Source organism: Halomonas urmiana (assembly GCF_005780185.1).
In the GTDB taxonomy this organism is placed as follows: Bacteria; Pseudomonadota; Gammaproteobacteria; order Pseudomonadales; family Halomonadaceae; genus Halomonas; species Halomonas urmiana.
Genome location: NZ_VBUI01000001.1, coordinates 251,250 through 265,232, shown reverse-complemented (window position 1 = coordinate 265,232; position 13,983 = coordinate 251,250). Strand labels below are relative to the sequence as shown.

Annotated in this window: 12 protein-coding genes, 1 tRNA gene and 1 pseudogene; 6 read left to right on the top strand and 8 right to left on the bottom strand. The window is 66.2% G+C overall.

The genetic code is table 11. From position 1 onward, the window contains the following. Window positions 1-60: 60 nt before the first annotated feature. Together FEI13_RS01300 and FEI13_RS01295 are read right to left on the bottom strand one after the other, a co-directional pair. Window positions 61-519 (bottom strand): helix-turn-helix domain-containing protein, encoded by a 459-nt coding sequence (locus FEI13_RS01300; protein ID WP_158294500.1) that lies wholly within the window; start codon window positions 517-519, stop codon window positions 61-63. Window positions 520-553: 34 nt separating this feature from the next. Next, complete coding sequence (locus FEI13_RS01295; protein ID WP_275668702.1) at window positions 554-1,015, bottom strand: transposase; 462 nt, start codon at window positions 1,013-1,015, stop codon at window positions 554-556. Window positions 1,016-1,180: 165 nt separating this feature from the next. On the opposite strand from FEI13_RS01295, the pseudogene FEI13_RS01290 reads away from it, so the two are divergent. Continuing rightward, a pseudogene (locus FEI13_RS01290) lies at window positions 1,181-2,385 on the top strand (IS701 family transposase). Window positions 2,386-2,611: 226 nt separating this feature from the next. Further along, window positions 2,612-3,772, top strand: a complete 1,161-nt coding sequence (locus FEI13_RS01285) for a cation diffusion facilitator family transporter (protein ID WP_138178858.1) — start codon at window positions 2,612-2,614, stop codon at window positions 3,770-3,772. 855 nt (window positions 3,773-4,627) lie between these two features. Here FEI13_RS01285 and FEI13_RS01280 read toward each other — a convergent pair. Then, window positions 4,628-4,704 (bottom strand) — tRNA-Arg (locus FEI13_RS01280). Window positions 4,705-4,929: 225 nt separating this feature from the next. On the opposite strand from FEI13_RS01280, the gene FEI13_RS01275 reads away from it, so the two are divergent. Then, entirely contained in the window at window positions 4,930-5,706 is a 777-nt protein-coding gene (locus FEI13_RS01275) for a c-type cytochrome (RefSeq protein ID WP_240036381.1), read from the top strand. 103 nt (window positions 5,707-5,809) lie between these two features. On the opposite strand, the gene rep is transcribed toward FEI13_RS01275, so the two are convergent. The 3 genes from rep to pyrE all read right to left on the bottom strand — a co-directional run bounded on the left by rep (window position 5,810) and on the right by pyrE (window position 9,211). Then, entirely contained in the window at window positions 5,810-7,876 is a 2,067-nt protein-coding gene (gene rep / locus FEI13_RS01270; protein ID WP_138178857.1) for a DNA helicase Rep, read from the bottom strand. Further along, a complete protein-coding gene (gene trmL / locus FEI13_RS01265) occupies window positions 7,876-8,424 on the bottom strand; it encodes a tRNA (uridine(34)/cytosine(34)/5-carboxymethylaminomethyluridine(34)-2'-O)-methyltransferase TrmL (protein WP_240036380.1) in 549 nt (182 codons plus the stop codon). The genes rep and trmL overlap by 1 nt, the downstream gene beginning before the upstream one ends. Window positions 8,425-8,518: 94 nt before the next feature. Next, on the bottom strand, window positions 8,519-9,211 hold the full coding sequence (pyrE, locus tag FEI13_RS01260; RefSeq protein WP_138178856.1) for an orotate phosphoribosyltransferase: 693 nt from the start codon (window positions 9,209-9,211) through the stop codon (window positions 8,519-8,521). Between the two features lie 91 nt (window positions 9,212-9,302). Here pyrE and FEI13_RS01255 point away from each other — a divergent pair, with 91 nt between their 5' ends. Beyond that, window positions 9,303-10,070 (top strand): exodeoxyribonuclease III, encoded by a 768-nt coding sequence (locus FEI13_RS01255; protein WP_138178855.1) that lies wholly within the window; start codon window positions 9,303-9,305, stop codon window positions 10,068-10,070. Window positions 10,071-10,192: 122 nt separating this feature from the next. On the opposite strand, the gene rph is transcribed toward FEI13_RS01255, so the two are convergent. After that, window positions 10,193-10,930: a ribonuclease PH gene (rph, locus tag FEI13_RS01250; RefSeq protein ID WP_138178854.1), complete on the bottom strand. Its 738-nt coding sequence runs from the start codon at window positions 10,928-10,930 to the stop codon at window positions 10,193-10,195. A gap of 140 nt (window positions 10,931-11,070) precedes the next feature. Between rph and FEI13_RS01245 the strand changes: the two genes are divergently transcribed. Beyond that, on the top strand, window positions 11,071-11,934 hold the full coding sequence (locus tag FEI13_RS01245; RefSeq protein WP_138178853.1) for a YicC/YloC family endoribonuclease: 864 nt from the start codon (window positions 11,071-11,073) through the stop codon (window positions 11,932-11,934). Window positions 11,935-11,949: 15 nt separating this feature from the next. On the opposite strand, the gene FEI13_RS01240 is transcribed toward FEI13_RS01245, so the two are convergent. Further along, window positions 11,950-13,158: an MFS transporter gene (locus FEI13_RS01240; RefSeq protein WP_138178852.1), complete on the bottom strand. Its 1,209-nt coding sequence runs from the start codon at window positions 13,156-13,158 to the stop codon at window positions 11,950-11,952. Window positions 13,159-13,354: 196 nt separating this feature from the next. On the opposite strand from FEI13_RS01240, the gene gmk reads away from it, so the two are divergent. Continuing rightward, window positions 13,355-13,969, top strand: coding sequence for a guanylate kinase (gene gmk, locus FEI13_RS01235; protein ID WP_138178851.1), 615 nt, complete (start codon window positions 13,355-13,357; stop codon window positions 13,967-13,969). The last annotated feature ends 14 nt before the right edge of the window (window positions 13,970-13,983 follow it).

Sequence of the window (13,983 nt, the reverse complement as noted above, 5' to 3'; positions counted from 1 at the left end):
CTGCTCGTCATGAAGGTATTCCAGTCATGCTCGTGCCCATTCAGCTACTTCCTGCTGCCTTCAGGGTCGAGGCACACAATACGTCACATCCCAGCTCCAACAGGTGTTGGGACGTGTCACGCGGTGTCGCTGTGGGTCGCCCTTGGGATGTGGGGCACGAGCGCGGCCACGATGTTGCTGCTCGCCATGTGCCCGGAGGATGCGGTAGTAGCTGGACTCTGACGCCACGTAGAGGCCTTCCTCGTCCAGCAGCCTTGGCACAATCTGCCCGGGCGGCAGGCTGGCAAACTCGGGACGATGGCAGATCTCCAGCACCTGCTGACGCTCCTCAGGTGACAGCGCGTGGCGCGGGACCGGCCGCACGGCCTGAGGTCGGCGGTCCTGATCGCCCCGCACCCAACGACGGTAGGTGTTGGTACCGATGCCGAGCTCCGAACATGCGGCTTGCAGGCGGGCTCCCTCGGCACGCGCCTCATCGATCAGCTGTACGGCGTCCTGGCGATCTGAAGTGCTGATCATTCGTCCTCGTCTCCCCAGATCGCTCGGGCCTTTCCTAAGAAACTCCTTTCTCGAAGGCTTGCACGGGAGCCAGCTCATAGCCCAGCGACTTCGCACGGCGGTGGAGGTTACTCACCAGCCGCTGCCGATACCGTGCTTCATAGTGGTTGGCTCCCGGGTCCTGGTACTGCCAGCCGAACCGGAGGGTGTTGTAGAACAATATCGCCATCTTGCGTGCCGTGGCGGTGACGGCCTTGGCCTTTCCGATGCGGCTGTCGAGTCGGCGATAGAAGGCGCCCAACGCCGTCTCCGTTCGTCCGATGACAGTGGCGGCTAAGCGTAACAAGGCCGCCGCTCGACTTTTGGTCCGCCGCGTTCGCGATGACAACAGCTTGCCGCCTGAGATCTTGTTGCCCGGGGACAGGGCGAGCCACGAAGTGAAATGCTTGGCCGTTGGCCAGCGGGCCATGTCGATGCCACATTCGGCGATCAGCTTGAGCACCAGATAGGCCCCCAACCCATGAATCTATGTCAGGTCGGTGCCAAGAACCTTGTACAACAGCTCGCGCAAGCCGAAAGTCGAGGCGTTGGGCTTATTGCCCACATAGCGCCTAGTACTACAGTCGTAACTGAACAAGCTACAATGTATGTGGTTGATATGGAAGCAATCACAGGGTGAAAGATGCAAGAACTGGATCTCTCTGTCTCAGCATTGTTGGATGACCTGGCAGATCGGTTAGGCCCGCTCTTTCCGCGCTCTGAGACGCGCGATCGTGCCCTACGCTACCTCCAGGGGCTGCTCAGTCCGTGCGAACGTAAGAATAGCTGGTATCTTGCCGAGTGGCTCGGAGATGCCACCCCAGATGGGGTGCAGTACCTGTTGGATCGCGCCCGCTGGGATGCGGAGGTGGCGCGCGATGTCCTCCGCCAATGGGTCATCGATACGCTGGGCTCGCCTGAGGGTGTTCTGGTCCTGGACGAGACCGGCTTTATCAAGAAAGGTCAGCACTCGGCCGGCGTGCAACGCCAGTACAGTGGCACCGACGGCCGTATTGAAAATAGCCAGATCGGCGTCTTTCTTCTCTACGCTAGCCAGGCAGGGCATGCCTTCCTGGATCGCGCCTTGTACTCGCCCAAATCCTGGACACAGGACCGCGAGCGTTGTCGGCTTGCGGGCATCCCCGATGACGTCGAATTCGCCAGCAAACCCGAGCTCGCTCGCCGGATGCTAGAGCGTGCGCTGGACCAAGGGATACCCGCCGCTTGGGTGACAGGGGATAGCGTCTATGGCGGCAACCGCAGCCTGCGCCTATGGCTGGAGGAACGCTCGCAACCCTTTGTTTTAGAAGTGGCTTGCAACGAATCCTTATGGTGGCAGAGCTTTCAATATACGCGAGCTGACGAGATCGCAGCGTCACTGCCGGGTGACGCGTGGCAGACCCTATCCGCTGGATCAGGCAGCAAGGGCGAACGCTGGTACGACTGGGCGTTGGCCCCCCTGATGAGGGTGCAACCCACGGCAGAGGCACGCCGCTGGAGACATTATCTCCTGATCCGACGCAGCCTCTCGACACCGGATGAGTTGGCCTATTATGTGGTTCATGCGCCCAGGGACTGGGTGTCGATTGAGACGCTGGTTCGTGTCGCGGGTCAGCGCTGGAAAATCGAGCAGGGTTTTCAGACGGCCAGGGGAAATGCGGCCTGGATGAGTATGAGGTGAGGCGCTGGGCCAGCTGGCATCGCCACATCACCTTGTCGCTGCTGGCCCACGCCCTGTTGGTGGCGATTCAGCAAGCGAGCCATCAGCAAAAAAAGGTTCTTCGTCACTCCCTCATGAATATCCCGGGGTCTACGCATTCGCTCTGCACTGTTGGGCGCTGTTCCTGAGGCCGGGAGTGGGGGCCATGCTTCAGGTCTTCTTCAAGGTCGCAGATTATCTGCGGCGCACCGCCGTGATGAAGGGTATGTCGCCGGCCGCTCGCCTGAAAGCCTACCAACCAGTTAATGGCAATATGTCATCCAAGTCGGTGCATTGTGCCAATCTGCACCAACCCGGTACCATTTCCCGACACCTCATGGTGGCTTGCACCGCGGAGTGCCAAAGGGAACATTCATGCAGACCAACCTCGCGAAGCATCAGGCGACCCGGCGCATTACCTACCTGTCCGCGGCGATCAACACCCTGCTTGGCGTGGCTAAGATTCTGATCGGTTGGATCGCCGGATCCGCTGCCTTGGTCGCCGACGGAATCCACTCCTTTTCTGACTTGGTGACCGATGGCTTTGTGCTTGCCGCGTCCCACTATGGCCATCAGGGACCTGATCACGATCACCACTACGGCCACGGCCGTATCGAGACCCTGGCGACACTGTTCCTAGGCAGCGTGCTGATCTTCGTAGCCGGTGGTATCGCCTGGTCGAGCCTCGAGCGCCTCGTCTCTTCCGCCGAGATTCCGCCGCCCGGCTATTGGGCGATCCTGTTGACCGCTCTGGCGCTGCTGTCGAAGGAGTGGCTCTTCCATCTGACTCGCCGGGTGGCACGGCGCATCGGCTCGAAGATGCTCGAGGCCAATGCCTGGCACCACCGCAGTGACGTGCTCTCTACTGGCGTGGTGATGGTCGCCCTGATCGGCAGCCAGTTCGGCGCCAGCTGGATCGATACCGTTGCAGCAGTGATCGTCGGCCTGATGGTCGGCAAAGTGGGCTGGGATCTCCTGTGGGAGTCGAGCCGGGAGCTGGTGGATACCGCCCTGCCGGTGGCCACCCAGGAGGAGATGCGCCAGGTGGCGAATAGTGTGGCCGGCGTCGAGGGCATCCACGATTTGCGTACCCGCCAGTCTGCTGGGCACACCATGCTCGACCTGCACGTAGTGGTGTCGCCGCGGATCAGCGTCTCCGAGGGCCACGAGATCGGCAACGAGGTGAGCCGCCGCCTGCGCAACGCCTTTCCCGCTCTCACCGACCTCACCTTCCATATCGATCCCGAGGATGACGCCGGCGAAGGCGACCCCAGCCGCTTCCCAGGGCTGCCACTGCGCCCCGAGGTCGAGGCTGCCCTGACAGCATGCTGGGGGCAGCTGGACGTCTGGGCGGCGATTCGCGAGATGGAGCTGCACTACCTGGAGGGGGCTGTCACGGTGGTGATCTGTCTGGACGAGCACTCACCCTTCGAGAGTGACGCCGTGACCCGACGCCTGGAGGACGGTGTCCGGAACATTGACTGGCTCTCCCACGTCGAAGTGCGACGCCTGGCAGGTACACCATATGCCTGGTGACCGGCTCAGAGCACTTCAATATCCCCATGTGTGCCACTGTGAGGCAGATAACCTGCCGAATACCGCAGATTCTCTTGCCGCCATCACGGACCTGGTTACGTGCAGCCCCTCCTGCTCCGAGACACATTCGCCGCGTAGCGCGTCGTTGGCGGAGCGGCTACTCACTGTCCGGGGTTCAGTAGCTGGGGCGCTGTCGGGCACGGGCGGGAGCGCTCCTGGTCGCGGTGACTGTCCGGGTTTCAGCTGGAAGCCAGACAGTACGCTATCACGCTGGCCCCCGAGAACGGGGGCCAGGTCTAGGGCTTAGCCTCGGATCAAGCGCGCACCGAGCGGTACATGATAGCAGAGTACGGCGCTGTCTCCTGGCGGTGGTTGTTGCCCCGCCAGACAGTTGCGTCCTCGATGCATGCCTAAGCCGCCCGGCCCCGGTAAAACGCGACCTCAAGCCCCCACCTGGAAAGGGGAACTTGGGGCATATACTCGCGAAAAGGCCCTTGGAAGTAATTCGCGACCAGAAACACACAGCAGGGCCGCCTGCTGCCTCGTGGCCGGGTGCCTGAGGTCGCGGACCGAATGCTGCGCTGGAGCAGAGAGCCAGCCCGCGGTCGACCAAAGGCCGACGTCAACACCAATCCTGATTACTCATGTTGATCCGCCATCACACCAGCCAGTGGCTATACAGGAGTCATATGGTAGGTCAAGGAGTTTAAGTGGGGGCAATCGAATAGAGCCACATCGTGTGACCATGCCTTGGCCAGATATAAATTAGTTAAAATGCATATTTTCAGCGTCCCATCAGAGATGGTCACAGACAACGAAAAGGGCCTACGACAGTGTCGTAGGCCCTTGAATTCGTGGCGCGCCCGGCAGGATTCGAACCTGCGACCCTCGGCTTCGGAGGCCGATACTCTATCCAGCTGAGCTACGGGCGCACAGCCTGGCGATGGGTGCCAGGCGGACGCCATCCTACCCGCCCACCAGAGCGCTGTCCAGCCGACATCCCGAGCGGCCCGTCGCGTGCCGTGAGCCGGAGGGATTTTCCAGGCGTTGGCGATGCCGGTATACTGTCGCCCACTATATATGCGCGCCGTGGCGTCCACCGTCTGACGTGATGCCGAGCGTGATTCCGATGACAGGACCGTCGAGAGGTGGTGAGAGTGAAATCCAGCAAGCTGATCATGGGGTGCCTGACCGCCCTGGGCCTGAGCACAGGCATCGCCGTTGCACAGGACGACGCGGCGCACGATGCCATCGCGGAACGCCTGAAACCGGTGGGTGAGCTCTGCCTGCAGGGCGAAGACTGTGGCACCGCCATGGCCGCCGCCGGCGGCGACAGCAGCGCCTCCTCGGGGGGCGCCATCGATGGGGCCGGCATCTACAACAACGTCTGCATGGCCTGCCACGAGACCGGCGCCGCCGGCGCGCCCGTGCGCGGCGACGAGGCCGCCTGGAGCGAGCGCACCGGCAAGGGCTTCGAGACCCTGGTGAGCCACGCCATCAACGGCTTCAACGCCATGCCCGCCAAGGGCGGCAACCCCAACCTCTCCGACGATGAAGTCCAGGCCGCGGTAGCCCATCTGGTCGAACCGGTCATGGACGTGCCCGCTCAGGAGAGCGGCGGTGATACCGCCGAGGCCAGTGCCGAGGGCGAAGCGAGCGAGACCAGCGCCAGCGCCGAGGCCGCCACGGCCGGCATCGACGGCGCCGCGATCTACAACTCCGCCTGCATGGCCTGCCATGACACCGGCGCCGCCGGCGCGCCGGTGAAGGGCAACGCCGAGGCCTGGGCCCCGCGCCTCGAGAAGGGCACCGAGACCCTCTATAGCCATGCCATCAACGGCTTCAACGCCATGCCCGCCAAGGGCGGCAACGCGTCGCTGTCCGATGACGAGGTCAAGGCAGCGGTCGATCACATGGTCGGCGCCGTGCAGTAAGCTTCCGCTCATGGAAAGGCCAGCGGGGCGCCCTTGAGGCGCCCCGCTTGCGTTGGCTCGCTCGATATATTGATCAGGGCTTGCGCCATCGCGCAGCATTCCCTCAGCCCAGTAGAGAGCGCAGCCCGGCGATGGCGTCCTGGCCCCGCGCCTGCTTCTTCCCCGGGTCCTCCCGGTCGGCGCGTCCCTCCCACTCGAGATCGCCCTCCGGCAGCTCGTCGAGGAAGCGGCTGGGCGTGCAGTCCATCAGCTCGCCGTAGGCCTTGCGCTGGCGCGCCAGCGTCAGGGTCAGGGTGCGTCGCGCCCGGGTGATGCCCACGTAGGCCAGGCGACGCTCCTCCTCCACCGTGCCCGCCTCCACGGCGTTGCGGTGGGGCAGCAACTCCTCCTCCAGCCCCATCAGGTAGACGTGGGGAAACTCCAGCCCCTTGGAGGCGTGCATGGTCAACAGCTGCACCCGGTCGGAGTCGTCCTCCTCGGCCTGCTGCTCGAGGATGTCGCGCAGCACCAGCCGGGAGATCGCCGCCTCCACGTCGTCGGTCTCGGTTTCCTCGCTGGCCATGTCCTCGGGGTCACGATTCATGGACTTCTCGAGCTGATCGATCAGGATCCAGACGTTGGCCATGCGTCGCTCGGCGATGGTCGGCGCGCTGGCGTTCTGATAGAGCCAGGCCTCGTAGTCCATCTCGTGGAGCATGCCACGGATGGCCTCGATAGCATCGCCCTGGTCCATGCGCCGGCGCACCCCGTCGATGAAGTGGGTGAAACGCGACAGCCGATCCATCGCTCGCTCCGGCAGCTGCTGGGCGAGGCCCAGCTCGTGACAGGCGGCGAACAGCGAGATCGAGCGCCCGGAGGCCTGATCGTTGGCGTAGTTGGCGAGCTTCTCCAGGGTGCTCGGGCCGATCTCGCGGCGCGGCACGTTGACGATACGCAGGAAGGCGTTATCGTCGGCCGGGTTGATCAGCAGGCGCAGGTAGGCCATGGCATCCTTGATCTCGTTGCGCGAGAAGAAGGAGGTGCCGCCGGAGAGCTTGTAGGGAATCTGGTAGTGCTGCAGCTTGAGCTCCAGCAGCCGGGCCTGGAAGTTGCCGCGGTAGAGCACCGCGAAGTCGCGCCACTCGGCGGACTCCTTGATGCGCCGGGTGAGGATCTCGCTGGCCACCCGCTCGGCCTCGGCCTCCTCGTGGCGGTTGACCACCACACGGATCGCCGCGCCCTCGCCCATCTCCGACCACAGGGTCTTGTCGTAGACGTGGGGGTTGTTGGCGATCAGGGTATTGGCGGCGCGCAGGATGGTGCCGGTGGAGCGGTAGTTCTGCTCGAGCTTGATCACCTTCAGGCGCGGGAAGTCCTCGCCCAGGGTGACCAGGTTCTCGGGGCGCGCGCCGCGCCAGGCGTAGATCGACTGGTCGTCGTCGCCGACCACGGTGAAGGTGGCCCGCTCACCCATCAGCAGCCTCACCAGCAGGTACTGGCTGATGTTGGTGTCCTGGTACTCGTCCACCAGCATGTAGTGGATCTTGCGCCGCCAGCGGGCCAGCGCCTCGGGATCGTCACGCAGCAGCACCACCGGCAGCAGGATCAGGTCGTCGAAGTCCACCGCGTTGTAGGCCTTCAGGTGGCGCACGTAGGCCTCGTAGACCCGGGCGGCGTACTGCTCGTCGTCGTCCTCGGCGTGGGAGAGCGCCGGCCCCGGCAGCAGCAGGTCGTTCTTCCACTGGGAGATCTGCTGCTGCACGGCGTTGATCTGCTCGGCGTCGACCTGGGCATCCTTGTTCATCAGGTCGCGCAGCAGCGCCTTGGCATCCTCCGGGTCGAACAGCGAGAAGCCCGGCCGGTAGCCCAGCGCCTTGAGCTCGCGCCGGATGATGTTGAGCCCCAGGGTATGGAAGGTGGAGACGGTCAGCCCGTGCCCCTCCTTGCCCTTGAGCATGCTGCCCACGCGCTCCTTCATCTCCCGGGCGGCCTTGTTGGTGAAGGTCACGGCGGCGATGCGCCGGGCGCTCATGCCGCACTCCTGCACCAGGTAGGCGATCTTGGTGGTGATCACGCTGGTCTTGCCCGAACCCGCCCCGGCCAGCACCAGGCAGGGGCCGTCGATGTAGCGCACGGCCTCCTGCTGGCGGGGGTTGAGGCCGGCGACCCGGCTTTTGATGGACGTGGACATCAGGAGCTCCTCGCAGAGGCGTGGGAGTCGGTGGTCGGGCGGCCGGCCTCAGAAGAATCGCCGCCTGGAAGGCCGGCCCCCGGAAGCCCGGCGCCCACGAACTCGAGCTGGCGCCACGCCTCGAAGACCACCACCGCGCAGGCGTTGGAGAGGTTCAGGCTGCGGCTGTCGGGCAGCATGGGGATGCGCAGGCGCTGGGCCTCGGGCAAGGCCTCGAGCAGTGCCTGGGGCAGGCCGCGGGTCTCGGGGCCGAACACCAGGGCGTCGCCCTCGCGATAGCCAGGCTCGTGGTAGCCCGTACGTCCACGGGTCGAGACGGCGAAGACCCGCACAGGGGCCACGGCGGCGAGGAAGGCGGCCCAGTCGGCATGCACCCGCACCCGGGCCCACTCGTGGTAATCGAGGCCGGCGCGGCGCAGGCGCTTGTCGTCCAGCGTAAAGCCCAGCGGCTCGATCAGGTGGAGCCGGAAGCCGGTGTTGGCGCAGAGCCGGATCAGGTTGCCGGTATTGGGCGGGATCTCGGGCTGGTAGAGCACCACGTCAAGCATCAACGGCTCCTGATATTAAGGGCTGACAACGCGCTCGGGCCCCGTGCGGGGCCCGAGAATGGATCGCCTGGCGCAGGCAACGCGCCGCTGGGCCTCAGTCGGCACGCACGCCGTAGCGGTCGCGGTAGGCGCGGATCGCCTCGGCGTGGCCGCGGAGCGACTCCCCGGCGTGCTGCTCGAGGTACTCGAGCACCAGGTCCAGGGTGACGATGCTGACCACCGGCATGCCGTAGGTGGCTTCGACCTCCTGGATGGCGCTGCGCGGGTCGCTCTCGTCGCGGCCACGCTCCTGGCGATCCAGGGCGATCACCACGCCGGCCGCCGTGGCGCCCGCGTCGTCGATCAGACCCATCACCTCGCGGATCGCGGTGCCGGCGGTGATCACGTCGTCGATGATCAGGATGCGCCCGGCGAGCTCGGCGCCGACGATGTTGCCGCCCTCGCCGTGGGCCTTGGCCTCCTTGCGGTTGAAGGCGTAGGGCAGGTCGCGGTCGTGGTGGTCGGCCAGCGCCACCGCGGTGGTGGCGGCCAGCGGGATCCCCTTGTAAGCGGGCCCGAAGAGCACGTCGATCTCGAGATCGCTGTCGGCGATGGCCTGGGCGTAGAAGCGGCCCAGCTCGGCCAGGGCGCGGCCGGTGCGGAACAGGCCAGCATTGAAGAAATAGGGGCTGACGCGCCCGGACTTGAGGGTGAACTCGCCGAAGCGCAATACCCCCTGTTCGATGGCGAACTCGATGAATGCCTGCTGGTAGGGTTGCAGGGACGATGCAGTGCGCGGGTCCGCCACGGAGCCTCCTATCACGTTTATCGACTGACGCCATTTACCCAAACGTCGAAACGTCGGGTATCATACACGCGCGACGCAAAAGGGACCACGTATGAAAATCGCCACCATCAATGTCAACGGCATCCGCGAAGCGGTCGGACGGGGCTTCCTCGACTGGCTGGCCAACCAGGATGCCGACGTCGTCTGCGTGCAGAACCTCAAGGCCAAGAGCTTCGAGTTGGACGATAGCATCCTCTATCCGGAAGGCTACGAGGGCTACTTCCTCGATGCGGAGCAGGACGGCTTCTCGGGGGTCGGCCTCTACTGCCGCAAGATCCCCAAGGCCATCATGTACGGCCTGGGCTTCCCCCAGTGCGACCACGAGGCGCGTTTCCTGCAGGCCGACTACGACCGCTTCAGCATTGCCAGCTTCCTGATGCCCGACGGCAGCGACTTCGCCGCCAAGCAGGCCTTCATGGCCCAGTACCAGGAGTACCTGTCGAAGATGGCCCGCAAGCGCCGCGAATACATCATCTGCGGCTCCTGGCACATCGCCCACAAGACCATCGACCTAGAGAACTGGGCCGACAACCAGACCACGCCCGGCTTCAAGCCCGAGGAGCGTGCCTGGATGGACCAAGTCTTCGGCCCCACGGGCTTCATCGACACCTTCCGCGAGATCAACCGCGACGCCGGCGAATACACCTGGTGGCCGAAGCTCGACCAGGAGGTGCCGCGCTCCCGCCAGGAGGGCTGGCGCATCGACTACCAGATCGTCGGGCCAAACTTCCGCCGCCACGTGGTGGACGCCTGGATCGACTACGACGCGACCTTCTCGGAGTTCGCGCCGCTGATCGTCGAGTACGACCTGACGCTCTGAGCCCGCTCCCTTCGTCGCCGTTCCGGCCCGTCCGGAACGCAACACGCCGGTCCGAGGGCCGGCGCGTTGCGTTATGGCATGGCTGACAAGGGCTGGTCTACCCTTCGTGGCCAGCAACTCGCTCAGCCGCGAATCCCCAGCGCCTCGCGCTGGTGGGCGAACAGCTCGGCGCCAGCCTTCTCAGCCAGGTCGAGCATGGCGTTGAGCTCGGCGCGGCTGAAGGTGCCGGCCTCGGCGGTACCCTGCACCTCGATCAGCTCGCCGCCCTCGGCCATCACCACGTTCATGTCGGTATCAGCGCTCGAGTCCTCGGGATAGTCCAGATCGACCACCGGCAGGCCCTTGTAGAGCCCCACCGAGATCGAGCCGACCAGCTGATGGAAGGGGTCGCCCTTGATCAGTTTCTCGCGCTGCAGGTAGCGGATGGCGTCGATCAGCGCCACGCAGCCGCCGGTGATGGCGGCGGTGCGGGTGCCGCCGTCGGCCTGGATGACGTCGCAGTCGACGGTGATGGTGTACTCGCCGAGCTTCTTCAGGTTCACCGCCGCGCGCAGCGAGCGGCCGATCAGCCGCTGGATCTCCAGGGTGCGCCCCCCCTGCTTGCCGCGGGTCGCCTCGCGGCCGCCGCGGGTGTGGGTGGCGCGGGGCAGCATGCCGTATTCGGCGGTCACCCAGCCCTGCTTCTTGCCGCGCAGCCAGCGCGGGACGCCGGCCTCGACGCTGGCATTGCACAGCACCCTGGTATCGCCGAACTCCACCAGCACCGAGCCCTCGGCGTGGCGGGTGTAGTCGCGGGTGAGGCGGATGTCGCGGGACTGGTCGGCGGCGCGTCCGCTGGGACGCCGGATCTCCGAGGTCATGGCAGCTCTCTTGAATCGGGAAGATGACGGGAAGACACCCGTGGAATGGCGGCCATTCTACACGCTCTGGTCTACACGGTCTGGCCGCGGAATCGGGTACACTGCGGGCCCCTGCACACCACGCGTCATCGGGAGGCTCCATGGTCCACAGCATGACCGCCTTTTCACGCCAGGATCGCGACGCCGAGGCCGGCCACCTGCAGCTCGAGCTGCGCTCGGTCAACCAGCGCTACCTGGAGCCCCACTTCCGGCTGCCCGAGGCGTTGCGCGACCTGGAGCCGGCCTTCCGCGAGGCGCTGCGCACGCGCCTGGCCCGCGGCAAGGTCGAGTGCACCCTGCGCTTCGAGCCCTCCGGCGACGAAGCCGAGCCGAGCGTCGACCAGGCCCGCCTCGACGCCCTGGCCATCACCCTGGAGGAGGTGCGCCAGCGTGTGCCCGACGCCGCCATGCCCGATGCCCTGCGCCTGCTCGATCATCCGGGCGTGCTCGAGCGTCGCGCCCCGGACCTGGAGGCCGTCAAGCAACAGGGCCTGGCGCTGTTTCAGGCCGCCCTGGACGACCTGATCGCCGGCCGTGCCCGGGAGGGCGAGAAGCTCGCCGCGCTGATCCGAGAACGCCTCACCGCGGTCAACGCCCAGGTGGCCGAGGTGCGCCGACTGATGCCCCAGATTCTCGAGCGCCAGCGGGCCCAGCTGCTGGAGCGGCTCGCGACCGTCCGCGCCGAGCTCGATCCCCAGCGACTCGAGGCCGAACTGCTGCTGCTCGCCCAGAAGGCCGACGTCGACGAGGAGCTCGATCGCCTCGCCACCCACGTCGCCGAGGTGGAACGCCAGCTCGGCCAGAAAGGCCCGGTGGGGCGACGCCTGGACTTCCTGATGCAGGAGCTCAATCGCGAGGCCAACACCCTGTCATCGAAGTCGGTGGTCGCCGAGACCACCCGCTGCGCTGTCGAGCTCAAGGTGCTGATCGAGCAGATGCGCGAGCAGATCCAGAACATCGAGTAGCGCCGCGTCAGGCGCCTAAATTCTCCGCGTCACACCAGGCCCTTGGTCTGGCGTCGCGCGCTCCCGCGCCAGGGCGATCAGGAAGATCGCCAACCCGGTCAACGCCATGACCATGCCCACCAGTCCGGTGGCCGACCAGCCCAGCCCCACCGTCACCGCCATCCCTCCCAGCCAGGCGCCGAGGCCGTTGGCGATATTGAAGGCGGCATGGTTGAGGGTCGCGGCCATGGTCTGGGCATCGCCGGCCACATCCATCAGCCGGGTCTGCAGCGGCGGCACCAGGGCGCCGCAGGTGCCCACCAGGCCCACGAGCAGCAGGCCGCTCCAGATCCGATCGGCGGCCAGGAAGAAACCCAGCTGCACCAGCGCGGCCCAGATCAGCACGCCGGCGATGGCCCGGCGCTGGTTGGCATCGGCGAGCCGACCACCCACCAGGTTGCCGAGCACCGAACCCACTCCGAAGGTCGCCAATACCAGCGGCCCCAGCGCCTCGGGCATGCTGGCCTGATGGGTCAGGGTCGGCATCGCATAGCTGAACACGCTGAACATGCCGGCGAAGCCGATGCAGGCCACGGCCAGGGTATAGAGCACCCGCGGCCTGGTGATCGCCGAGAGCTCTGAGCGCAGGGAGGCGCCATCATTCGGCGGCTGCACCGGCACCCACAGCCGCACCAGCAACGCGGTGGCGAGCCCCAGGGCGCCCACCAGCACGAAGGCGGCCTTCCAGCCCGCGAGGCCACCGATCCAGGTGGCCAGCGGCGCCCCGGCCAGTATCGCCAGGGTCAGGCCCGCCAGCACCCGGCCGACGGCGCGACCCCGCTCATGGGGCTCGGCGACGTTGGCGGCCACCAGCGCCGCCACGCCCAGATAGACCCCGTGGGGCAGGCCGGCGACGAAGCGCAGGGCGACGAAGCCGTAAAAGGAGGGGGCCAGCAGGGTCAGCAGGTTGCCGGCAGCGAACCACACCATCAGGCCGATCAGCAGTCGGCGGCGGGGAATCCGTGCGCCGATCGCCGAGATCAGCGGTGCACCGACCACCACGCCCAGGGCATAGGCGCTGATGGCGAGGCCCACGTCCTGGACCGCGATGCCGTAGTCATCGGCGATGCGCGGCATCAGGCCCATGATCACGAATTCGGTGGTGCCGATGGCGAAGCCCCCCAGCGCCAGGGCCGTCTCGGCCAAGCGAGGGGTCGATCGGGGACGAAAGGTGTCCGTTGGCATGCCGCGCTCCCTGGGGCAGTGATGGCGCCACCGCCGGGTGGCGCGCGAAGGGGCGCCATTATTCCAGAGACCGGGCGGCGATGCGCGAACCGCTCCCGACGACGGCAGGAGCGGCTACAGCCGCGCCGTCATTCTGTGCGATACTCCGCCCCTTCCAGCCGATCACTCTCCGTTTCAACGTCAGGGACCACCGCTCATGGCCCAAGGTACGCTCTTCATCGTTTCCGCTCCCTCCGGCGCCGGCAAGACCAGCCTGGTGCGCGAACTGATCGAAAGCCTCGACGGCATCCAGGTCTCGGTCTCGCACACCACCCGCGAGCGCCGCGAGGGCGAGGTCGACGGCGTCAACTACCACTTCGTGGAGGTGCCGACCTTCGAGGCGATGGTCGAACAGGGCGACTTCTTCGAGTACGCCCGGGTGTTCGACAACTACTACGGCACCTCACGCAGCGCCGTGCAGGCGATGCTCGCCGCCGGCCAGGACGTGATCCTGGAGATCGACTGGCAGGGCGCCCGCCAGGTGCGTCAGCAGCTGCCCGACGCCGTCTCGGTGTTCATCCTGCCTCCCTCCCGGGAGGAGTTGGAGCGCCGCCTCGCCGGCCGCGGTACCGACGAGCACGCGGTGATCGCCCGGCGCATGCGCGACGCGGTGGACGAGATATCCCACCACGACGAGTACGACTACCTGGTGATCAACGACGACTTCACCACGGCCCTACGCGAGCTGCAGTCGCTGGTCATCGCCCGTCGCCTGACCCGCGAAAAGGTGAGCGAGCACCATGCTCCCTTGCTGGCAGCCCTGCTGGACTGACTTCCCGTTCCGCC